We start from the raw sequence: 24390 nt of genomic DNA, 5'->3' as shown, positions 1-24390 counted from the left end.
ATCAATAGCATTTACTATATTCTTCACAGATTTTCTCTGCATCTCCAAATTTTCTGAGCTTTCCCTTTTCAAGCCAGACAATCTTGTTGCAGATAGATTTTACCTGCTCAATGCTGTGGGATACAAACAAGATTGTTGTCCCGGAATCCATCATGTGGTGAATCCGCTCCTCACACTTTTGCTGAAAACGAAAATCTCCGACAGACAGCACCTCATCCACAATCAATATATCCGGCGTACCGATCGTTGCTATAGCAAACGCAAGCCGGGACACCATTCCTGAAGAAAAATTCTTAACCGGTACATCCATAAAGTCATGCAGCTCGGAAAACTCCACGATGTCGTCGTAATACCCCTCCATCACTTTCCTTGAGTATCCCAAAAGTGCCCCATTCAGATAAACGTTCTCCTTGGCCGTCAGATCAAAATCAAATCCTGCACCAAGTTCAATTAACGGGGCCACATTCCCATAGACTGCCACGGAACCCTGGGTAGGTTTTAATACCCCGGCTATTGTTTTAAGCATCGTACTCTTCCCGCTGCCATTGAGACCAATCAGTCCCAGAGAGTCTCCCTGCACAACCTCAAAAGATATATCTTTCAGCGCCCAAAATTCATCAAAAGATACCTGATTTTTAATGCTCTTTATAATATATTCCTTAAAGCTGTCAAACTTTTCAGATGAAAGGTTAAACTTCATTGATACATTTTCTACTTTTACCACTGTTTTCCTATCCATACTCAACTCCTAAATATTTAAAATAAACTTATCCTGATTTTTATAAAAGACGTACAGACCAATCCCCAAAGACAAGCATGCCTCAAAAAGTGCAATCAAAAATGAAGATAAGCTAAACATACTGTTGTTTAACATCACATCACGGAACATCATTAAAATATTAGTCAATGGGTTCAGCATGACCACTTTATATAACCAGTCAGGTAAAATCGACATCGGATAAATAACAGGTGTTAAATACAACAGACCTGTTACAAAAACTCCATATAAATGTATAATGTCTCTGAATTTAACTGTTACTGCTGACAGAATCAGACCGATTCCTAATGAAAAGAGTACCAGCAGGATCAACGGTATGGGGAATAAAAAGGCTGTCCAGTGAAGCTCTGTTCTTGTTGCCACCATAACAATCAGCATCGCTGTAAAGGATGCCATCAGATTAATCGTGCTGGAAAAAACTCTGGACAGAACAAATAAGTATTTAGGAACGTACACCTTTTTAATTAACGCTGCACTTCCTATTATAGCCGACATAGCACCCGATGTAGCATCTGAATAAAAATTAAAAATCACCTGACCGCTTAGAATATATAATGGGAAATTTTCAATATCGAATTTAAACAGATTTGAAAAGACCACGGACAAAATAATCATCATACAGAGTGGATTTAGTAAGGTCCATAGTACACCCAGAACAGACCTTCTATATTTAATTTTAATATCCCTTGCAACCAGTTCCCCCAACAGAGGTTTAAATTTCAAAAAATTTTGAATATATCTTGACAAAACAGTTACTTCTCCTCTTCTTTTGCGGTAGTTGAATCTATCAGGAGATACCCTGCAGAATAACGCGAACTGGCAGCATCCCGGGATACTGCCAGGTTCTTCCGCAAATTTTTCTTATCTATTATAGCACCCTGTTCCATATAGAGCAACGTTTTCTGTATCATGAAAAATGGCTGGTTTTCCCAGCCATTCTCTTTGATACATTCAACAGACTGTTACAAATCAATAAAATCTACTGAATAATCATCGTCATCTTTTTTCTTTCTGTTTCTGACTGAGGGTGTTTCTTCTTCATATTCTTCAAATTCGTCATCATAGGAATCATCGTCATCCTCATATTCGTCATTGAAGTCTTCGTCATATTCTTCGAAATCGTCGTCATAATCATCGTCATAATCGTCATCATATTCTTCCTTATCTTCCTGGAAACCGACAAACTGATCTCTGTCCCTCTTTCTTGACTTCGGCATATCATCCGGCTCATCCCCATCAATGTCATATTCATCATACAGGTCGTCCAACTCCTGATTCCTGCGGCTCAGTTTTACGCCCAGGACGATTATGATAATCAGCATGATAAGAAACACGCCCCATACAGCGCATAATATAATTGTCATATATTTATTTATAAAGTTTGTAAGCTTATCAGTCAGCGTATTGCTGCTCTCTTTTTTCTCTACCACTGGAAGCGTATATCTCTGGTAGGTCTTCTCTGTAGTATCATATTGGTAATATCCTTTGGTACCCTCACTGCTGAGTGCATATACTAAATAATACTCTTTTTCAGATGTATTCTGCCATGCAGTAAACACCTTTCCACCAATATCCGTTGTTGTCTCTTTATACTCTTCCGGCAGACCTTCTTTGTCCTTGTGGTCCATCAAAAAAATGGAAAGTGAAGAATTAACGTCCACTACCGCTGTCTGTGAAAAAGAGCCATCGTCACTGCTGTAAAGAAAATAGTCAGAATTGCCGTCGCTGTCCTGCAAATAGAATATATACTGCCCACTGGTCTCCTGAAGCATTGCCTTCGTCTTCTGACCGTCCAGTTCCGTATCCGCTGCCGCAAATCCATTTGGGATCACCGCCTCTGAAAAGTTTGCATTTACCGTATACTCTTTCCCGTCTACGGTTACCTTTAGCCCGTCTGAACCTGCCTGGCCTTCGTTTTCACCTGCTTCTTCCTCAGGAACCGGCGTACCACCCTGTATGGTCACCTGTGAAGTACCTAAAGTAAGATTAAGAGCTTCGTCATTGGCCAGATATGCCGTATATTCTTTTACCTCAAGTGTAGCAGTCCCTTCTTTCAGGGCCGTAAACTCCATAGAGTAACTTACTTCCATCGAAGTCCCGTCACCCTTTGCAGACAATTTGACTGTACCGTCGCCGCCAGTTGCATTTGTTCCACTTACAAATTTTAATATAGAAGGATCATAAGTGACTGTAATATCCGTGTCGCCCACAGCAACGCCTTCTGCGCCGGATATCACCTTTGCTGTGACCGTAACATTTTCTCCTGCCGCCGCTGAGGGGTCTGAAAACTGCAGAGAACCTTCTGCCGCCAATGCAACAAACGAAAAACATGAAACCGTCAGGCACAATGTCAATATTGCGGTTCCTATCTTTTTAAATGCTTTTTCCATCTTATCTACCTCTTTTGCCATCTTTTATTGTACTGCTCCACTTAACTGGTCTGAAGTTCCGCCTTCGGCTTCGCTCTCAGGATACTCGGTATTTCCACCTGTTCCAGAACTGTTTTCTCCGCTTTCCGGTACGCTGCTGCCGCCAGTGCCATCTGTATTCCCTGTACTTCCGCCGGTAACGTCCGTATTCCCTGCACTTCCATCATCATTTCCCTGGGGTGCATCATTATAATAATAGCTGCCCTCTTGTGGTTCGTAAGCTGCGGCCTCTTCATCCGAAATTATATTCGTAGCATAACTGCCTATCTCGGTACTTATCTCAGTTACAGTAGAGGACGGACTGTATCCATCATCACCAAAGAAAAATTCATGCAGCAAAAGGACATTACTCTGCAGTGTCTCCGGTACCACTGAACTGCCTACCCCGGATAAACTTGCAGTAGATTTATCGAACGGGAAACCACTCATATCTGTTAAATTATATTCAAAAGCATCTTTTGCATATGCTAAAATTTCTGTCAGTGAAAAATTAGTTTCAATCATCGGAAATACTTTATCAATGATCTTATTGATAGTAGTAAGATCAGCTGTCTGAGCTTTCTTTACAATCTGTTCCAATACCGTGCGCTGCCTCTCTGCCCGCTTGAAATCATCGCCCTGTGTATAGCGGATTCTGCAATAAGATGTGGCCTGTACTCCATCCAGTATCTGTTTGCCGGGCTGCGTCAGTTCGGTGGTCGTCTTACCTGTTACCCTTGATGTTTCCGTGCAGTAGCCGTTAGTCCAGAAAACTTCTTCTGACGTAAGATCCAGCTCAATGCCGCCCAGTGCATCTATAACATCGACCAGCGCATTAAAATTAACCGTTGCATAATGCTGTATGTCCATATCCAGATTTTTATTCAGCATGGCTACAGCCTCTTCAGGACCCCCAAAAGAATAAGCTGCATTTGCTTTATTGTATGATCCGTCCTCCTGCTGAAGCAGTGTATCCCTGAATACGGAACATAATCTGACTTCTTTATTCTCACGGTTCAGGCTTGCTATAATGATAGTGTCACTTCGTTCCCCCTCTTCGGGATTTCCCGGCCTGGTATCAAGGCCGAACAACGCCACATTCAAATATCCAGTTTCATTATGCTCAACTTCTGTCGATATATTCAGCTTTGATGCATCCAGCTTTGTGGTTTCTATCTTATTGAGCTTTGATGCCGCAAAGGCTACTCCGGCAGTTGTCAGCAGGATAACAGTCCCCCCAGCGATAGCCAGTGCTTTCTTCCATACTGCCCAAGATGCAAATCCTCTCTTCGCTCTTCTTCTGCGTCTTCTTATATTCTTTTTTCTCGCCATTGTAAATCCTTCCTAAAATATTGAATTCATGATCACAATTAATCATACAATACTTCCAGCTAAACTTCAATCTTAATTTCCGTATTCTTCCTGCTTCAATTCCAATATTTAGGATTTGAGGAGAGCTTTACTACTAGCCTTTGTGGAAGATGCTTATAACGCTGTCCCAGTTTATACCCCAGGTACTTAAACCCACTTTTTATTACAAGCGGCACAATCAGCCAGGGGCTCCTTATCTTAATAAGGTATCCTGCCGTATCTCTCACCAGTCTGATTCCTTCACTCTCAGACTTAATGCCGCCAAATATATCTGGATTATCAACCTGTGAAACAGCAACATCAAAATTTCTCTTGAACTGTTGAATACAAGAATAATTATGTGAGTGAATCACCTTTGCTTCCGATGCATATACACAACTGTACCCCGCCTTCAGCATTCTCCCAGCCATAATCATATCTTCATTAAAAATTGCCTTTTTCACAAACCCCCCCAGCTCATCATAATAGGTTCTTCTGTATGCCGCACATACATTAGAACAAAAAAATGCTTTTACCCCTATTTTATCAACCGAATTTAAATCTTTTATACAACCTTCTGCCGGATAATTAAAGCTTCTCGTATAGCGTTCAATCACATCACACTTCTCGTCCGGCAACTGCCTTGCATAGGCACAGGCGACTTTATCATCCTTAAAGGCCTCAGAAAGATGCAATATAAGATCACGGTCTGCCGGAACGGCATCCTGGGTCATACAGATAAAAATATCGGCTTTACTTAAACCCGCAGCCATCCGGCGGGTCCCTCCGTGGTCAAACGCTTCCTTCTCAATCTCTTTCACTGTCACCTTGCTGTCCGGTCCCACAGCTTCCCAGGGAAATCGTCCCCCTTTTGTATGGATAATAAAAATATTCTGTATGGGATATGACTGCCTTTTCAGCCCTCTGATCAGCTTTTCAAATTTTATATCCGGTTTGTAAGCGGGAATAATAATATCTACTGTGGGTGTGTTCATAATTACTTCTCCTAATATCCTGCAGCATCTCCGTAATCAGCGCCACTGCTATCTGAGCCATCCGTATATCCATAATCTCCATTATCCTGGGTATCTGTAGATCCATAGGCATCTGTGCTTCCGGTTCCGCCTGCAGTATCCGTGTCTTCTGCACCGCCGGCGTTATCATCGTAAGAACCAGCGATTCCTGTCAGATAAGCTACATCACTGTCAATCTGCAGCACCTTGTCAGATACCTGATAATTATCCACACCAAACAAGAACTTGTGGAGCTGTCTCACATTATCAGCAAAACCAATTGATACGACAAAAAAACCCTCTAGCCCGCTTACTTCTTCCGATGTGGTAACATCAAACGGAAATCCCGACATTTCACCGATTGTATACCTTGCAGCACTTGCTGCCAGACCTACAAAATCGCTGGTAGACAAATTAGTCGAAACCTGTGGAAGTACCTGGTCAATAATTTTATTCAAAGTAGACAGGCTCGCGCTCTTCGACTTATCAACCACCTTCTGCAGAACAGTTCTCTGCCGCTCGGCACGTTTATAATCATCCCCCTCTGTATATCTTATTCTTGCATATGAAACTGCCTGAATCCCATCTAAAAGCTGATTTCCAGGCTGGGTCAGTTCTGTTGTTTTTCTTCCTACTACCTGTGAAGTTTCCGTACAATATCCATTTGTCCAAAATACTTCCTCGGCAGTCAGATCGATTTCGATACCTCCAAGTAAATCAATCACATCTGCCAGGGCATTAAAATTCACACTCATATACTTGCTGATATCCAGGTCAAAATTCCGGTTCAGCAGTGCTATTGCCTCCTCCGGGCCTCCAAATGAATATGCGGCGTTCGCCTTCTCGTATGTCCCGTCGTCCTGCTGGGTCAATGTATCCCTGAATACAGATACAACTTTTACATTTTTTGTTTTATTGTCAATGCTTGCGATCATCATACTGTCGCTTCTTACTCCACCGTCCAGTTCTCCTTCTCTGGAGTCAAGTCCGAACAGCGCGATATTGGTAAATTCTCCCGTATCCTGATAGATCTCCAGGTTTGAGGTGTCAACCGTCTTAAAATCCAGTTTGTCCAATTTGGACATTGCATAAGCTGCTGCTCCCAAAACAAGAAGAAGAATAATTTCAACTACAAGCAGTATAATTCTTTTTCTCATCTTTTTCTTATGTAACAAAGCACGCTGCTGCTTTGTCAGTTTACCCTTGGATTTTTTTCTAGCCATTTTCACTTCCCCTTAAAATTGATCTCTGCCTAATAGGCATTTTTGTTTACAAAACCCTTAAAAAACGTCAGGAACAATATTTTAAAATCAAATCCTATCGTCCAGTTCTCAATATAGTACAAATCGTATTCTATACGCTTTCTAATGGAAGTATCTCCCCTCAGGCCGTTCACCTGTGCCCATCCTGTCAGGCCGGGTCGTACCTGGTGTTTTACCATGTATCTGGGTATTTCCTCCCTGAACTTTTCGACAAAAAGCGGCCGTTCAGGCCTGGGGCCGACCAGGCTCATATCGCCTTTCAAAACGTTAAAAAGTTGTGGGAGTTCATCAATGCTTGTTTTGCGAATAAACTTACCTACGGTTGTTACTCTGGGATCATTTTTAGTAGTCCATCTGCTTTTCTCTTTTTCTGCCTCCTGCACTACCATAGAGCGGAATTTATACATGGCGAAGGGTTTGTTCTGCAGTCCCACTCTTTCCTGATTAAAAATAAGCGGACCGGGGGATGTCACTTTAATTGCCAGTGCAGTAAACAGCATAATGGGTGAAAATAATATAATTGCCACAACCGCGCCAAAAATATCGACGCTTCTTTTCACCACTTTATTCACGGTATTGTTCAGAGGAACACGCCTGATGTTAATCACCGGCAGCCCTAGCAGATCCTCAGTATATGGCTTTGTTGGAATAATATTATTATAGTCAGGAATGAATTTTGTATGCACACCTGATTTTTCACACATGTTTACAATATATTCAAGCTTATGATACTCGTCAATGCCAAGAGTTATAGCGATCTCATCCACTCTGTTTTGAGGCAGAATAATAAGAAGATTATCAATACTTCCAATGACTTTTACGCCTTTATATTCCGTGCCTCTCGGCTGATGGTCATCCAGAATTCCTCTGACGGAATATCCCCATTCCGGATTAGCCATTATCCGGTCAATATATTGTTCCGCAGCGCGGCTGTAACCAACCAGAATCATATGCTTCTGGTTGTATCCGTTTCTTCTGATATTGCGAAGAAAATATCTTATCAGGTTCCTGGACAAAACTTCCAGAAAAACATTTACCACAAAAAACACGAAAATCATTTTTCGTGAAAAGTTGGGCTGCTTTGTCAGGTAAAGAATCAGGATGAAGCCCAGCAGTCCTATCACATTTGCCTGGGTAATGTGCCATGCTTCCAGTCTTCTGCCTTGAACACGCCTTGGTGTGTACACCTGAAAGCATCCATATAGGATCAAATATCCAGGAACAATATACGTCAGCGCCCGCATATATATTTCAAAAGGCAGATACCAGCCATCTACCTCCATCAGTCCGCTTCTGAATCGCAGATACCAGGCAAGCGCATAAGAAGCTATGATGACCAGCCCGTCCAATACCACCTGCATCCGGTTCAGATATTTCTGATTGTCTTTAATCATTATTTTCACCTTGCTCGTTTATATATAATACCATATACTGCGGCTATGCCGCAGACCCGCACGCAGAACTTGTATTACGAGATGCCCTGCGGTATTCTTTAATAGTGAATCTCAATTCATAGATTAGGTTATACATTATCTGTTATATGATACAATACTTTCGGTAAAAGGACAAGTGAAATCTATGTGTTCTTTAACATTTGCTTAATATTTCCGTAATATAATTCGGTTTTTACAGAATAGCCAACTACCGGCCCAGATTGATTTTGTACCACTTGTCCGTCGGTTCTGATAAATATATAATTACGGTGTCTTCTGTTTCCTTTATGCTATTCTCCCCGGGCCATGGCTCCATTCCCGGTGTCAACTCTAAAGCATGCTCTATCTGCCCCGGTGTCGGCTGGTTCAGGCTATATCCTACTGTTTTCATAAAATTACACATCCTGGAGATATTTCCGTCATCCCATTCAAAGATGGCGCTGCCGACAGTGTCTGACTTTACGAGCCCTACGTCATCCATAGGTTCCATTCCAATAAACACAACTGCTTTCTTGTCATACTCAATCCCCTGGCTTTTGATATCGTACATCACCTGGTTCGCAACATTTTTGTCATATTCATAGGCCACATTTGCCGAGTAAAAAAGCATATTCATATTTTTCGCATTTAAAAACAGCAAGTAGGCCCCGCCAATCATCCCCAGCCGCTTAAGCAGTGGCTTCTTCAAAACAGAGAGGATCAGATACATTTCAACAGCACCTGAAAGGGCCAGTCCCAACAGAGTACGGCCATGCGTCTTGTAGGTGCCGAGGGCCAGATATAATATAAAGGGGGCGGCCGTCAGCGCGACTGTAAAAAACAGAATGCCCAGCCTCCTTACCGCATGTTTTTCTTTCAGAAAACTCCACACTGCAAAAACTACAAATAAAACAGTAACTATCCGGATCACTTCGCCGCCGTATATGTACTCTTCACCAACCGGAATTGCAAAAGATACCCTTGCAACATTAGCCAGTGCCATAAACAGAGCCTTCCCAATACCGCCCTCCTCAAACCATCCCACGTAATTATCTGCCAGATAAGTAGATGCTCCGAATAATTTCATTAGCAGAAGATTAATACCATAATACCCCGCAAGGCCGGCAGCAAATACGCCGGCCCATCTCACAAGTTTTTTCCCGAGGCCATCCATACCATCCAGATAATTTTTCAGGCAATACGCCACAACCGCAGTCACGTAAACACAGGTGTAAGCCTGATAAACAGCAAACGCATAAATCAGCATAATCAATGCATACAACCATTTTCTTCGGCATTTCTCTTCAATTGCCTCAACACTGAACATAAATCCCACTGCTGTACACAACATCCCTGACGCAATCTGTAAACTGAACATAGAAAAAGAGAACATTTCACCCATCACAAACGGTAAAGAGCAGAAGTAAGCCTGAAAAAAAAACAGCGGAACTTTTTTTGCTTTATCTCCAAATAAGGTGAAGCCAAACAGTGCTCCACCTGCGTTCCATAAGATAATAGCAAGGATATCCCATAAAACTGGCGCATACCGCCCATTATCCATGGAAAGAAAGTTAAATAAATCAATTCCCCATCTACCCTGGACAAACCATTTAGTAAAAGGTTCCTCAATCTGTATCCAGGTTTCTTCATCAATTGATACCCCCGGATTTACAAGCATATAAATAAAACACAGAAATGATAAAATACCCGCAGCAATAAAAACAGTCCTGTTTTTCTTAAAAAAATCATTCACTCTCATCTTATAGTTCTCCTGATAAACCGGAGTCTGCAGTGGTGAAACACTCCAGACTCCGGCCCTACTCTTATGTCACTGTCTATTTAGACTTCTTTTTCAGTTTTCTTTGTCCCCAGTCTGCGGCATAAGCCCATGTATTCACAAAAAGTTCCCATTCTATCCGGCAATAATGGAAAAAGAATTTCCACTGGAACGGCACTTTTCGGCACATATTCAAAGTTTTCAGTCCTTCTTTAAGTCCATCACGGTAATCCTTTCCAAATCCATTTTTACAGAAAAACAGATACTTCATTACGTAACCTGCCGTCAACGGCAGAAAATTCAATGCCAACTGAAATACTGGCATATTTTTGTAATTTAGATAAATACTGTTTCTTGCAGACAGTTTTACTTTAAACGTGTTATACTTTGATCCACTTGTACCACTGCCCACATGGCGAACCAGCGCTGTTGGACAGTAAGTATTTTTATATCCGTAAATTTTTGCTCGGTAGCCTATGTCTATATCCTCTAAATATGCAAAATGGCTTTCATCAAAATAACCTATTTTTTCGAAAACAGATTTCCGGTATATTGCAGCTCCTGCGCAGGCAGAAAAAATCTGGTCTGTCTTCCTATAATTCTTTACTGACCGACTTACTCCGCGGCAGATCCCCCAGCCCAGCAGTGTATACAGATCCCCTGCACTGTCGATCAGATCCGGGTGGTATAATTGGATCATCTTGCTGCTCACCGAAAAAATCTTACAGCTTCGTTTCATTGCCTTGACCATTTCCTCTACGTAATGTTTTTCAACAACTGTATCATTATTCAGAAGTATTACATAGGGGGTATCAGACATCTTTATGCCCTTATTCACAGCATAACTGAATCCATAATTTTTATCAAGCGCTTCTACTTGTATGTTTGGATATGAGCTTCTCATATAATCCAGGCTTCCGTCCGTCGAACCGTTGTCTACAACAAGTATCCTGAAATCTTGATAGCTTTGCCTTGCCAGAGATTTCAAACATGGCTCCATAAAATGCCTGCCATTATAATTTGGAATGATAATTGTAACTTCCATTACATATCCTCACTTTTATCTTTTTTCTATTCCTGTCATGTAGCGCATCAGCATCGTCGCACACGCTGCACGGTCAGTCGAGCTGCCCGGGGCCAGTGAACCATCACCGTTTCCGCTTATAATGCCTGCTCCTACGGCCCATTTAACCGCTTCCATTGCAAACTGGCTTGTCATTTTCCCGTCTGGGAATTGATCCAGACTGCCGCCAGCTGATACATTATAACCTCTGTATTTTGCATATCTATTCAGCATAACTGCCAGCTGTTCACGCGTGATTTCATCTCCCGGTCCGAAATATCCGTTTTCATATCCCGTAGTAATTCCTGCCGATGACGCCCATAAAGCCCCGCTTGTATAAAACTCATTATTCTTTACATCTGGAAATCTGGGTGAATATGACACCTCCGGTGACCCTGCCATACGATACAGTATTGTTACGAACTGCCCTCTGCTCACTTTTTCAGAGGCACCGAATGTGGTGGAATTCAGCCCCGTCATCAATCCATTCCAGTACATATAATAAACAGCATCATAACACCAGCTGTCCTTGCTTAAATCTTTAAAAGGCAGGGTATCATCCATCCAGAAATTCAGATCCACATTTCCGCTGATTCCATCCACTTTCCCTGAAGAGGTACACTGCCATATGTCGTAATTTCCGCTGTAATCACAGGTAGTATTATATTGTGCAACCCATTTCGACCATGAACTGTTATTGAATACAGGATCTGTCAAAAGCCTGCTCCACCAGTCCAGATTTGCATATATTCCTGTTTTGTAACCTGCATTTGAAATTGTATCACAGAAAGTTTTTGCTATACTGCCCAGCATCTTTGTTCCGACGCCTGCTGTGGAACTGTCTTCCATATCCAGATATACCGGATAGGATGGTGTATGTCCCCTTAAAAGGCGCAGAACATGCGCTGCCTCACTTTTCGCCATTGTGATATCGGTCGCATAGGAATAAATATATACTCCATATGGTATTCCAAGGCGTTCGCATTCTGATACATTTCTTGCCCACTGTGCATCGTCCTGGTATGAATAATCATCACCGTATCCACAACGCAGTATGGCAAAATCAATGCCATCACTCTTCACTTTATTCCAATCGATTATTCCCTGATGTTCACTGACATCAATCCCCTTTTTCGCTGCCCCCACAATTATATTTCCGGTATTGTTGACATAAACACCATTCACCTTTTCCCATGCATTAGGATGCTGTGCGTAAAGCTCAATCCCCGGAATCGGACTTCCGTCCTCATACCTCCAGCTGTTCTCACGTTTTCCCCCGTCTTCTGTTTGAGCTTCACCGCCTTCTGAATTGCCAGAATTTTCAGATGTAGACTGATCACTATTTGCTGCAAAATCAGCGCCGTTATCTGCTGCTTCATCCCCCGCTGCCTTTTCCACATTATTGTCTGTGTATTCGCAGTAGCCCCCGTCCGGTTCACTGCCATCTATATTCTGAATATCCTGTGCTATCGGATCTCCGCCCATCGCTGCTGCATTGCTAATCGTCCCACTGACCGGTGCTCCGAGCGTTATCATACCAATACCAAGTACCGCCGCAATTAATCTTCTTATGTGTTTTAACATCTAGCATCTCCTCTCTGTAGTTAACAATTGCCACCTGCTAAGTATATATACTTTTTCCTGCCCTTGTCAATAGAACACTTCAAGCACAAAGGCATATGCATCCTTTTTTATGGATACACATGCCTTCTTCTCACTCAATTCTAAAATAACTTCTCCGGATATACTCCCGCATCAACAAGTCCCCTTACCGCTGAAACCACAGCATCTTTATCTTCCTTATAAGTTACTCCAAACCATTTATCCCCGGACTTCAGCACCTTAACGGCCAGTTTTCCTTCTCCCAGCAGCTCCCCTATAATCGTTGGAAGGAGGTATTCGGCTTTTAGGTTCTCCTCATCTGTCATACTCAAAAACTCTTCAAAACCATCCACAAGTATCTGGAAGAAGTCCGGCCTCAGTCCCCACATGTTCATGGAAACCGGAGACTCCACATCAATCTCCCGGCTGCCGCATTCCTTCTGCACGACCGCCCGGCCGTCAACTTTTTCGATGTTATGGGTCTCCTCGATGTCTGCAAGCATGCCATTTTCATCCACGCTGCATACACCGCGGGTCACTGCCCCATTGTCGCTCAGTGTATTTTTTAACACAAAACTGATCATGCAGATCTCCATACCATCGCTTCGGGACTCCGCCGTGAGATATTCAAACCCTTCTTTGAATGCCTGCTTACCGTAATAATCATCCGCATTGATCACAAGAAACGGCGCGTCCACCACATCCTTGCAGCAGAGAATCGCCTGACCGGTTCCCCATGGCTTTGTTCTTCCGGCAAACCGCTCTTTATAAGGCTCTGGAATATCATCCACCTCCTGGAAGGCATAATCGACATCGATTACCTTCTCAATCCTGTTTCCAATCACTTCCTTAAAATCTTTTTCCAGATCCCGTCTGATTACAAATACAACTTTGTCAAATCCTGCCTCCATGGCATCATAGATCGAATAATCCATGATAATCTCACCGTTCGGCCCAACCGGCTCCAGCTGCTTAATGCCCCCGCCGAATCTGCTTCCAATACCAGCCGCCATAATCACTAATGTAGCTTTACTCATCTTTTTCTCCTTATTTCTGCCTTATCATAGACTGTATTCTATTCTCCCAAACCATCTTCTACAATACGTACCATCTCCCGGAGTGCGGTTTCCTCGTCGTCTCCTTCACAGATAATCCGAATCTCATCTCCGCTTTTAATGCAGGCGCCAAGCACGCTTAACACGCTTTTGGCATTCGCTGTTACATCCTCGGACTTTGTTTTCTTCTCCACCGTAATCTTGCTGCCATATTGCATGGCAGTTCTGCAGAACAGGCCTGCGGGCCTGAGATGCAGGCCTGTAGGGTTCTTTATCGTAACTTTTTCGCTTACCATGTGAACTCTCTCCTCCCGTTATTCTTCCTTTGTTACGCTTTGCTCCTCTTTTTCATCTTTCTCAGTAAGAGTAACCTTTACCGTTGGATTCTTCAGCAATGTAATATTGGAACCATTCGCGCCGTCCATATCCAGATCCACGTTTACCGGCACTTCGTATGACCCCGGTTTTGTATAAGTCTTTAAATCTATATATACTGCATTTTTCACATCCAATTTCTCAAGTGCTTCCTGAGCGCCTTTAAACTGCAGCTGAATATCTGTATTGTCCTCAAAGGATACCCTGAGATTATCCTGCACATTATTCACCCGGATGGATTCTGCGAGAAGCTCAATCGTTCGGGTTCCTTCCTGCTCAATGGATACGGTTACTACAACATTATTGGCGGTCTCGTCTACCAGTTTTATCCCCTCCGGCAGATATGGCACAATATCAATCGTCTGCTCCAGCTTTTCTGTAGCTCCGCTGATGTCGATCTCTGAAGCCGGTACGTCCAGTTCGGTGAACCCGCTCAGGGCCTCCGCCGTACCGCAGACCTGAATCCGCTCCGGTTCACTGGTAAGGCCGCTGTACACATATCCTTCTTCCGGAGTCCCCATAACATTGAAATTCAATGCTACGCTCTTTGTATTGAGTATCTCCACCTCGACGGTAATGCCATCCTCCCCCAGATTATCTTTCAGCTGGCTCTTATCCACCGGATTGCCGTTGCTGTCATAATAGGTAAGCTCGGCCTGCAATACTGTCGTCTTGGACAATCCCGATACATCCACCTTTGCCACCGCTTTATCAATACTGTTGACCAGTGATTCCGCCCCGCTCACGGTAACCTTCGCCGGATTGGTCGGCGTATTGCCGACTACATACCCGTCACGCGGTATGCCCGTCACACTGACATTCACAGGGAATGGATTCTTTGTCTGATCCTCTATCTTAACCTTTAGGTTGCCTGGTGTTGCTTCCGCGGTATACTTTCCTTCATAACCTGGAACTGTTGCTGTGATGGGAATCAGTGAACTGATCTGCATCTCACTCATGTCCGCCGTCGCAATGATACTGCTGCTGGACAGCTTAGCCAAAACTGATCTCTTCGCACGCACTACCACACTTACCTTCTGTGTGTCGTCTAATATCTTATAGGTCTTTCCTTCATTTGTCACAACCTCGGTATTCTGTACCGTAACATCTATATTCCGGAAGGTCGTCGACTCCACCGGATCATCTATATTCACTACGATCAGCCACAACAGGGCAGCGAAAACCAGTGCCATAATCTTCAGCCCCAGGTTGTTCGTAAACTTATATTTCTTCATGCCTCTGCCGTCCTTTCCGTATAGTAAATTTCTTGCCTTCCGCAGTTCTATACTGGATTTGGTTCAGCCTTGTGGCAAGGTATTCCGGCGTAACTCCTCTCGCAAGCTGCCCGCCCATCGCAACGGAAACCTGGCCCGTCTCCTCGGATACAACAATAATCAGTGCATCACTTACTTCACTCATCCCCAATGCAGCTCTGTGCCTGGTCCCCAGGTCTTTGCTGATTGACATGTTATCTGAAAGCGGCAGATAACATGTGGCTGAAGTAATTCTGTCTCCTCTTATAATTACAGCTCCGTCGTGAAGCGGAGTGTTATGTTCGAATATATTCAGCAGAACCTGGGAAGAGACTTTGCAGTCCAGTTCGATTCCGGTCATCTCATATTCCGTAAGACGGATGGCTTGCTCTACTACAATCAAAGCCCCTGTACATACACTCCCCATGTCAAAGCAGGCTTTTACAAGACTCTCCAGCGTTACATCGGAGAACCTCTGGTTTTCTCTGCTTCTGTCAAACAGATTGATATTGCTCAGAAGGTTTTTCTCCCCCAGCTTTTCCAGCGCCCGCCGCAGCTCCGGCTGAAAAACCACCACAGCGGCTATTGCCAGAACGTTGATCGACTCTCTGGCAAGGAACAATATGGTATGCATCCGAAATATAGCAGCTACCAGTATAAACAAGCCAAGGACGATCATGCCCTTCAAAAGCATCCATGCCTTTGTATTCTTAATCCACAGCATAATCTCATAGACGATGATCGATACAATGATAATCTCTATGATATCTGTCAGGTGAACATTCGGAAAGTACATGTCGCTCACATAGTTGTCAAAAAACGTTTTGATCCACTGTTCCATTCTGCCACCTCCTGTCTTAATTATGAATGCTGCTCCCTTTATTCATTTAATGCCCAAAGAACATAAGTCCCTGAGTTCCCCTTAGGTATTATTTATCTTCCAGATCTTCAAGATTTATACCCAATTCTTTGGTAAGGCTTCTTGTCAGCAGAATCTCGTCCGCCGCCCTGGCGTGATCTATCTTTTTCGCGTGTTCCCCCTGTTTTGGCGCCGGGCGCTTTCTCTGCGCATGCGGCTCCCCTGCCGCCCTCTGTACATTTGAAGTATCAATCAGCACCGTCTCCTGGCTGTCCTGTGACTCCTGCCATTCACTCTGGTCCTGTCTTTCATTAATATGCTTCACACTCATCTCAGGTGCAGCTACTACAATTTTCGGAACGGCTTTTACATAATAATAATATTCATCATCCTCAAACTGCATACGCTCCGTTCTGGAATAGTTCACAGAAAAGAACAAAAACTCCAGCACCAGCCCAACCACAATCGCTGCAACACCGCTGACCACCATTGTAACGTATGACAGATGCGCGTCCAGTGTAATATTCCCCGCAGCAGCGATGACAATGCCTGCAATCGCACCAGCGACCGATCCGATCTTCCATGCATGGTCAACGGATCTTGTGCGTACGGCATATACAATCAGAAGACTGACGGCAGCCGCAATCACCATCACCCACATCTCCTTATTGGTCAGAGACTGCTTTGTGAAAACCATCAGGCTGTCCACCAGACCTTTTGCATCCCCTCCCTTGAGGGCGGTGGATGACATCTTTACGAAATGCAGCATATAGTAAACAATCGTCCCAAATGCAACGGGAAGCACACAGACCGGCGTTCCCAGTAAGCCAAAGGCAACCGGAATCACAAACGGAACCTTCAGTGCAAACGCAACCGGCGTCAGCAGAACAAGCCATGCTTTTTTCGGTGTAAACCGGAAATAAAAGATGTACATGATCAGAAAAATCGCCAGAGATACAAGAGCTATGGGCATGGATAAGGTATAAAAATGCAGCAGTACCAGCAGCGTGGCTGCGATCACCATCACGACCAGCGGCAGAAATGCACAGACTGCGGAAAGCCCCACAGTACAGACAATAGACGACGCCGCCTTCATAAAACCGATGTTGGAATTAATCAGGCCGAAGACACAGAGTCCTAAAATAAATTGTAATGCTTTCATTATATATGTGGAATACTTCGCATATATTTTTTGCAGTTGCTCTTTCCAGACAAGTAAAGTACTCATATTTTATTTTTTCTCCTTCATACACATCTTTCCCAGGCGGGATAAATCCCGGTAATACTTTTTCACACGCTGTTTTGCTTTATTGTGCTTCGACTTGTAAAAGCTGCTGGCACATACGCAGTAAGCCACAAGTAAGATAATATATGCACCCACCACGACAGCCGCGATTATAATCAGCTTTGCAACCGTCAGATCCTTCAGCATTGCGTCGATGCTGCACAGGATAACCAAACCTGCGGCAATGGCGTATCCGATCGTGACCCAGATCGCTGTGATCAGTGTGTTGAGACTTGAATAATCTTTCTTATAATAACTGCTGATTTTCAAATCATCCGGCGCCAGAGTGTTCTCATATGCCGCCATCTTTGTCATCAGCCTGATGCGCTCCTTATCTAACATTTCCTCACCTCTAAGTTTTCTTTCAGTGCAGGCACGCCTTGGCGTACTTGCGGCGAGGCGCGCGTCATGCTCTGCATGACATCATACTTCTGCGCGCCTCTGCCGCCCGCCGGCGGCTTTATTCCGGAAGGAGACCAGACTCCCTCCTAAATTTAATTTTTCTTAACCACCTGTAAAGGTGGGAGTCTTATCTCCTTTTAAGATAAACATCATTTTTAGTATAGCATATACTCAGAGTCCTTGTCCAATGCTTATAGTTAAAAAATACACTTTTTCAGCTCCTGCAAGTCTCAGCATTTTTGCGCATCTGCGGATCGTGCTGCCGGTCGTATAGATGTCGTCTACAATCAGTACTTTTGCCTTTACCGTCTCTTTTCCGGACACCGCGAAGGCCCCTTTCAGGTTGCGGATTCTCTCCGTGCCATTGAGGCTTTTCTGCGGCCTGGTTTTGCGTATCCTGTAAAGCACGTCTTTCCTAACCGGTATATGAAGAAGGCAGCCCAGCTCCTCAGCCAGTATTTCCGCCTGATTATATCCACGTTTTCTTTTTCTGGCGGGATGGAGCGGAATCGGAATGATCTCTTCAACTCCCCACCTTCTGATTTGAACCCCGCAGTGTTCCGCCATTTCCCCGGCAAATATCCGGCCGTAATTCCTTTTATTTCCATACTTGAACCGATAAATTGCGCCCGAAACAGGCTCCCTGTGCACCCATACGCTCCGCCCCTGTTCATAGGCGGCATCATGTTTTGCGCAGTCCCTGCAGTATTCCTGTTCCGCCTTTTCGAGCGGCTTGCCGCAGCGCATGCATCGTGGTTCCTGTACATAGATAATCTTCTTTTTACAGGCACTGCAGATCCCCTGTTCCGATATTCTGCCGCAAAACGGACAGACCTGCGGATAGAGCAGATTTAAAATCCGCGTATACACTCCGCCAGGCTTGTGTAACGGTTCTGTTCGTTTTTGTTCTGTATCATTTCCTGAAATGTCGCTTCACTCCCCACTATTGTCAGGCATTTTTTTGCACGGGTTACCGCCGTATATAAAAGATTTCTGTTATATAGCATGCGCGGTCCCTGCAGCAGCGGTATCACTACCGCAGGATATTCGCTCCCCTGAGATTTGTGGACCGTAATGGCATATGCCAGTTCCAGTTCTTCCAGCATCTCGAAGGGGTACTTTACCGTTCTTTTCTCATCGTACTCGACAACCATGGATTCATCATAGGAATTGATTTCCTTCACAATCCCCATATCTCCGTTAAAGACTCCCATGCCTTTATCCACAGTGAGTCCGAATTTGGTGCAGATTTCCCACTCCAGCTGGTAGTTATTTTTTATCTGCATCACTTTATCCCCAACACGGAACAATCTTTGCCCGCTTTCTTTTTCCGCTTTCTCCGGAGAAGGCGGATTCAGATAACGCTGCAGGATTGTATTCAGCCGCTCCACCCCCAGCAGTCCCTTCCTTGTGGGAGTCATGACTTGAATCTCCGTGGGCAGTGCATCCACATACCTGGGAAGCTTTTTCTGAATCAGGGTAATCACTACACTGATAATCACATCTGCTTCCTGCCGTTTTAAAAAGAAAAAGTCACGGCTCTTGTTGTTCAGTACGACAGGTTCCCCGGCATTGATCTTATGGGCGTTCACAACAATATCGCTCTCGCCTGCCTGACGGAATATCTTTGTCAGCGTTACCACCGGAAACGAGTCCGAAGCAATAATATCCTTCAGAACACTCCCGGGTCCCACGGAAGGGAGCTGGTTCACATCCCCCACTAATATAAGCCGGGTGCCTTCCACAACGGCTGAAAGCAGGGCATGCATCAGCGGAAGGTCTACCATGGACATCTCATCAATAATCAGCACATCCGTCTCCAGGGGATTCTGCCGGTTACGCATAAAGCCATTTACATTGCCCTCTTCCTCCGGATTCCCGCTGACCTCCAGGAGGCGGTGGATCGTCTGCGCCTCATATCCGGTGGCCTCTGTCATTCTTTTAGCGGCCCTTCCTGTAGGCGCCGCCAGCAGAATGCTCATCCCCTCACTCTCAAAAAACTGGATCATGGTATTAATTGTAGTCGTCTTACCGGTCCCGGGCCCGCCGGTCAGGACCAGAAGCCCGTGCTTGATGGATTCTATCACCGCCCTGTGCTGCATGGGGTCTAGGGAAATCTGTTCCTGCCGCTCCACCTTTCTGAGCCGCTTCTCCATCATGTCCTCCGGCATATTGCAGTCGATATTCAGATCATGCAGCATCCTGGCCGTATTGAGTTCCAGGTAATAATAGCGGGCCGGATAGATCCTGATCTCGCCCTCCGCCTCTTTGCGCACCGTCTTTTTCTCAATGCAGAGATCCATGATATACTTTTCCACATCCTGGATGTTCACCCCAAGAAGCTGCCCGGCGCGGGCCTCCAGTACCTGTTGGGGCAGATAGACATGTCCCTCCAGGGTGGACTGCTGCAGCGTGTAAAAAATACCGCTTCTGATTCTGAAATCCGAATCCGTATGTATCCCTATTCTGGAAGCGATTTCGTCGGCCGTCTTGAACCCCACGCCTTCTATGTTATCCGCCAGCTGGTACGGGTTCTCCTCAAGCACCTGGTACAGCTTCGTTCCATAATACTTGTAAATCTTAACGGCGAGAGTCGTGGATATCCCATATTTCTGCAGATAGATCATCGCCCGGCGCATATCCTTCTTCTCTTCTACCTGCTCGGCAATCTCCCTGGCCTTCCGCTCGCTGATCCCCTTCACCTCAGCCAGACGCTCCGGTTCCTCCTCAATGATGCGGAACGTATCCTCTTTGAACTTCCTCACGATTCTCCCTGCCAGCGCCGCTCCAACCCCCTTCACGGCCCCGGATCCCAGATAACGTTCTATAGATACAAGATCCTCAGGCTCCTTTACCTCATGGGAGTTCACTTTGAGCTGGCTTCCATACACACTGTGGTTCACAAACTCCCCGTGCAGTTCCAGCATCTCCCCCTCATTAATATAGTTAAAACTGCCAACACAGGTAGTCTCCCCGTCTTCATTTTCCAGATTAAATACCGTATATCCATTGTCCTCATTCCGGAACACAATATGCTCCACATATCCGGTGACTACTTCCAAAATTTCCTCCTAACCGGAGCCTTTCGTCTCGCAGAGTATCCGCGGAACGTCCGGCAGGCTCCTCCGTAACATAAGTTAAGACAGACCCCTTCGACAGCGCATTGCACCGTCTGAAGCAGTCTGTCCCACCCTGACTTTCTCCCTTAGAAGTCAGTCCTGCCGCTCATAAATTCTACGAACTGACCTGTTCCAATCGCTACAACCTTCATGGGGTCTTCGGCGGTCATTGTATGAATCCCTGTCTTCTCCTCAATCAGTTCCTCCAGACCGCGCAGCATGGCGCCTCCACCGGTCAGTACGATACCCCTGTCCAGAATATCCGCGGAAAGCTCCGGCGGTGTCTGTTCCAGTACGGCAATTACTGCCTCTACAATCTGCCCTGTAGCCTCCCTCAGCGCTTCCTCAGTCTCCGAAGACGTCACCGTGACTGTTTTCGGAAGTCCTGTCACAAGGTTCCGTCCTCTGACCTCTATGGTCTCTTCCTCGACAAGAGGATATGTTGTCCCAATTTTAATCTTAATATCTTCCGCCGTGCGCTCACCAATCAGCAGATTATGCTTCTTTCTCATGTAACGCACGATTGCCTCATCAAAATCGTCCCCTGCAATCTTGATCGAAGTGTTGACCACTGTACCGCCCAGCGAAATCACTGCTATATCCGCAGTCCCGCCTCCGATATCCACAATCATATTCCCGCAGGGCTTGGATATATCGATCCCCGCGCCGATCGCAGCAGCTACCGGTTCTTCTATCAAATGTACTTCTCTGGCTCCTGCAGCAAACGTGGCCTCTTCCACCGCTTTCTTTTCCACTTCCGTTACACCGCTCGGCACACAGATACTGATGCGCGGCTTCTTAAAAGTCCTTTTTCCAAGCGATTTCTGTACAAAATATTTAATCATTTTCTCAGTAACCGTATAATCCGAAATAACCCCCTGGCGCAGCGGCCGCACCGCAACAATATTCCCCGGAGTTCTTCCCAGCATCAGGCGCGCTTCTTCCCCGATCGCCTTGATGACATTCGTATCCCTGTCAAACGCTACAACTGAGGGTTCCTTCAACACAACCCCTTTTCCTTTTACATACACCAGTACACTGGCTGTTCCCAAATCTATCCCGATATCTACAGACATATTTACGCTCCCTTCCACAACCCATATTACTCTTTATCTCCACTCATTCGTACTCCTCTGCCCCGCAGAAATTTTTCTTCAAGTATATTTTTAAACACGCCTTGGTCTAGATAAATTTCTCTGTTTCCTCGTGCAGTCTCTCCCCAACTTGCACCAATAGTATAATAAACTTTTCCAGAAATGGAAACCCCTTTTTTGTATTTTTAGTATTTCTTAAGGATTGTAAAAATACACCCGCCAAAATACGACCTTTTTTATATTTTATGATACTGGTATGCAGTACCCAAAAATATAAAAGGTTCTGTATATACTTATTTAGTATGCAGAATTCGAAAGTTTTTATGTCAGCGCTTCAGCAATAATTAAAATAAGAGTTCTCGAGAGTGCTCAATCAATAATCTGAGGCGTGAAATCTCAGCCCGCTATGCTTTCACCATCTGGTTAAGAGTGCATATTTACCGCACAATCAGAAGGTGTCTTTTCTTATTTAAATTCGTGTGCATTGTTCACTGTTTGTTCAGGTACCCAGATGATAAAATAATCTTACATAATAAATATCATATGATAATTATCAGTCAAAGGAGGCAAGGGGGAAAAGAATGTATATTAAGAGTATTCCGATACTCGTATCTCATCTATTTTAAGTATGCTGTCTGCCTCTCCAGCAGGTGTTTTGCAGAAGCAAAGGCTCGATCTTCAGCCCAGTCCGCGAGGGCTCTTTTTTAGTAGACGTCATAAAATAAAGAGCAATGCCGAAGATAATCAGCAATACTTAGGATATGTTTTTTAAGGTTGTTTTATAAGGTTATTTCTGCATCAACAAAATCTGTGGTATTCATGTACTTATGCACTTATTGAGAGGAGTGGTTTAAAGATGAGCAACAATAATGAAACAAATTCATTTACATCGGGACCCATATTGTCCCCATTTCTTAAGTTTACGTTTCCGATTCTGATATCTATGTTTTTACAGGCTTTATACAGTGCAGTTGACTTGATTGTTATCAGCCGTTACTGTGGGCCTGCAGAAAGTGCCGCTGTTTCCTCGGGCGGTAATGTAATGTATCTCCTTCAGGTGGTTGTCACAGGGCTTGCTATGGGTGTTACTGTAGCAATAGGGCGTTATATCGGAGAGAACGACGGCGAAAGCGCCGCAAAATCTATGGGAGCTTCCATCAGCATATTTGCTGTTTTTGGCGTAATTCTAACGATTATCATGGTTTTTGTAACACCAGTATTGGTAAGTGCTATGAACGTGCCTGCAGAAGCTCATGATTTTGCCGTTCAGTATTTGTCGATTTGCTGCGGAGGATTGGTTTTTATTGTCGGATATAATCTGCTGAGCTGTATATTCAGAGGTATCGGCAATTCTATTCTTCCGTTGGTTTTCGTTATCATCGCCTGTGTAATTAACGTTATTGGTGATGTTGTTTTAGTTTCCGTATTTGATATGGGAGTAAAAGGTGTAGCTATTGCTACCGTAAGCGCTCAGGCTATAAGCCTGATTTTATCAATTATTATAATCCGCTTTACAAAGCTTCCTTTCGTCTTCAAGTTAAGCCACATTCGATTTGATAATTATATGATCAAAGAGATGTTTTCCATTGGAACACCTGTAGCAATGAAGGATCTTGTTACACAGATTTCATTTCTCGCTGTCAATACATTCGCAAACGGCATGGGGCTCATCATGTCAGCCGGATACGGTATTGCATGGCGTGTTGTTAGTTTCGTGTTATTGATACCGATCTCATACATGCAGTCAATGTCTGCATTTATTGCGCAGAACATGGGGGCAAGGAAACCGGAAAGAGCAAAGAGAACGCTCTTCTATGGTATGGGGACTTCCGTAGTAACGGGACTTATCGTGTTCTATTTTGTATGCTTCCACGGTGATGTTCTGGCTTCAATTTTTACCTCGAACCGCGAAGTTATCGCAGCAGCGGCACAGTATCTCAAAGGATTCTCTATTGACTGTATACAGGTTGGTATTTTATTCTGCTTTATGGGATTTTACAATGGCTGCAGCCGAACAAAGTTCGTATTTTTCCAGGCTTTCTGGGATTCATGGGTTATGCGTGTACCAGCCGCCTATATTTTCAGCCATATGGCAGGCGCAACACTTTTCCATCTTTCACTGGCAACGCCTACTGCTACAACGAGTACGATTATCGTTTGTATTATTTACTATAATATTATTAAGAAAAATATTTTTAATTATCCTAAGACGGCACCGAAAAAAGCAGCTGGATAAGCGTTTCATAGTTACCTGTGTTCCTGTATAAATGTGGAAGAATAACA

General features: G+C 44.4%; 20 protein-coding genes. 1 reads left to right on the top strand and 19 read right to left on the bottom strand.

The window, feature by feature from the left end; all coding sequences use genetic code 11:
* Nucleotide 1: 1 nt before the first annotated feature.
* From GKG43_RS09825 to GKG43_RS09735, 19 genes are all read right to left on the bottom strand, one after another.
* On the bottom strand, nt 2-739 hold the full coding sequence (locus GKG43_RS09825; RefSeq protein WP_129879049.1) for an ABC transporter ATP-binding protein: 738 nt from the start codon (nt 737-739) through the stop codon (nt 2-4).
* Nucleotides 740-748: 9 nt separating this feature from the next.
* The gene (locus GKG43_RS09820) at nt 749-1525 is read right to left on the bottom strand and encodes an ABC transporter permease (protein WP_129879048.1); all 777 of its coding nucleotides are present in this window, start codon (nt 1523-1525) and stop codon (nt 749-751) included.
* A 215-nt stretch (nt 1526-1740) separates the two neighbouring features.
* On the bottom strand, nt 1741-3189 hold the full coding sequence (locus GKG43_RS09815) for a cohesin domain-containing protein (RefSeq protein ID WP_055153053.1): 1449 nt from the start codon (nt 3187-3189) through the stop codon (nt 1741-1743).
* Nucleotides 3190-3192: 3 nt separating this feature from the next.
* The gene (locus GKG43_RS09810; protein ID WP_050640930.1) at nt 3193-4518 is read right to left on the bottom strand and encodes an LCP family protein; all 1326 of its coding nucleotides are present in this window, start codon (nt 4516-4518) and stop codon (nt 3193-3195) included.
* Between the two features lie 95 nt (nt 4519-4613).
* Complete coding sequence (locus GKG43_RS09805; RefSeq protein WP_129879047.1) at nt 4614-5531, bottom strand: glycosyltransferase family 2 protein; 918 nt, start codon at nt 5529-5531, stop codon at nt 4614-4616.
* Between the two features lie 11 nt (nt 5532-5542).
* Nucleotides 5543-6772, bottom strand: coding sequence for an LCP family protein (locus tag GKG43_RS09800; protein WP_129879046.1), 1230 nt, complete (start codon nt 6770-6772; stop codon nt 5543-5545).
* A 29-nt stretch (nt 6773-6801) separates the two neighbouring features.
* Nucleotides 6802-8205 carry an undecaprenyl-phosphate glucose phosphotransferase gene (locus GKG43_RS09795; RefSeq protein WP_050640933.1) on the bottom strand — a complete coding sequence of 468 codons (1404 nt, stop codon included), beginning with the start codon at nt 8203-8205 and terminating at the stop codon, nt 6802-6804.
* 247 nt (nt 8206-8452) lie between these two features.
* Nucleotides 8453-9982, bottom strand: coding sequence for a glucosyltransferase domain-containing protein (locus GKG43_RS09790; protein WP_055153059.1), 1530 nt, complete (start codon nt 9980-9982; stop codon nt 8453-8455).
* Nucleotides 9983-10058: 76 nt separating this feature from the next.
* Nucleotides 10059-11045: a glycosyltransferase family 2 protein gene (locus GKG43_RS09785; protein WP_050640935.1), complete on the bottom strand. Its 987-nt coding sequence runs from the start codon at nt 11043-11045 to the stop codon at nt 10059-10061.
* 15 nt (nt 11046-11060) lie between these two features.
* A complete protein-coding gene (locus tag GKG43_RS09780; protein WP_050640936.1) occupies nt 11061-12647 on the bottom strand; it encodes an S-layer homology domain-containing protein in 1587 nt (528 codons plus the stop codon).
* Nucleotides 12648-12787: 140 nt separating this feature from the next.
* Nucleotides 12788-13702, bottom strand: coding sequence for a sugar phosphate nucleotidyltransferase (locus GKG43_RS09775; protein ID WP_055153063.1), 915 nt, complete (start codon nt 13700-13702; stop codon nt 12788-12790).
* 38 nt (nt 13703-13740) lie between these two features.
* The gene (locus GKG43_RS09770) at nt 13741-14016 is read right to left on the bottom strand and encodes an HPr family phosphocarrier protein (RefSeq protein WP_025655660.1); all 276 of its coding nucleotides are present in this window, start codon (nt 14014-14016) and stop codon (nt 13741-13743) included.
* 18 nt (nt 14017-14034) lie between these two features.
* Nucleotides 14035-15330 carry a CdaR family protein gene (locus GKG43_RS09765; RefSeq protein ID WP_050640938.1) on the bottom strand — a complete coding sequence of 432 codons (1296 nt, stop codon included), beginning with the start codon at nt 15328-15330 and terminating at the stop codon, nt 14035-14037.
* The gene (gene cdaA, locus GKG43_RS09760; RefSeq protein WP_025655658.1) at nt 15317-16189 is read right to left on the bottom strand and encodes a diadenylate cyclase CdaA; all 873 of its coding nucleotides are present in this window, start codon (nt 16187-16189) and stop codon (nt 15317-15319) included. The genes GKG43_RS09765 and cdaA overlap by 14 nt, the downstream gene beginning before the upstream one ends.
* Before the next feature lie 88 nt (nt 16190-16277).
* Nucleotides 16278-17435, bottom strand: coding sequence for a hypothetical protein (locus tag GKG43_RS09755; protein ID WP_055153065.1), 1158 nt, complete (start codon nt 17433-17435; stop codon nt 16278-16280).
* Between the two features lie 3 nt (nt 17436-17438).
* Nucleotides 17439-17834: a hypothetical protein gene (locus tag GKG43_RS09750; protein ID WP_050640940.1), complete on the bottom strand. Its 396-nt coding sequence runs from the start codon at nt 17832-17834 to the stop codon at nt 17439-17441.
* A gap of 231 nt (nt 17835-18065) precedes the next feature.
* Nucleotides 18066-18764: a ComF family protein gene (locus GKG43_RS09745; protein ID WP_129879045.1), complete on the bottom strand. Its 699-nt coding sequence runs from the start codon at nt 18762-18764 to the stop codon at nt 18066-18068.
* Nucleotides 18746-20956, bottom strand: coding sequence for an ATP-dependent RecD-like DNA helicase (locus GKG43_RS09740; RefSeq protein WP_055153069.1), 2211 nt, complete (start codon nt 20954-20956; stop codon nt 18746-18748). The genes GKG43_RS09745 and GKG43_RS09740 overlap by 19 nt, the downstream gene beginning before the upstream one ends.
* Before the next feature lie 143 nt (nt 20957-21099).
* On the bottom strand, nt 21100-22089 hold the full coding sequence (locus tag GKG43_RS09735; protein WP_025655654.1) for a rod shape-determining protein: 990 nt from the start codon (nt 22087-22089) through the stop codon (nt 21100-21102).
* A gap of 874 nt (nt 22090-22963) precedes the next feature.
* Between GKG43_RS09735 and GKG43_RS09730 the strand changes: the two genes are divergently transcribed.
* Nucleotides 22964-24343, top strand: coding sequence for an MATE family efflux transporter (locus tag GKG43_RS09730; protein ID WP_070102401.1), 1380 nt, complete (start codon nt 22964-22966; stop codon nt 24341-24343).
* Nucleotides 24344-24390 lie beyond the last annotated feature (47 nt).

This window comes from Eubacterium sp. BIOML-A2 (assembly GCF_009680135.1).
In the GTDB taxonomy this organism is placed as follows: domain Bacteria; phylum Bacillota; class Clostridia; order Lachnospirales; family Lachnospiraceae; genus Faecalicatena; species Faecalicatena contortus_B.
Note: the sequence above shows the minus strand (reverse complement) of the source record. Positions and strands in the feature narration are given on the sequence as shown.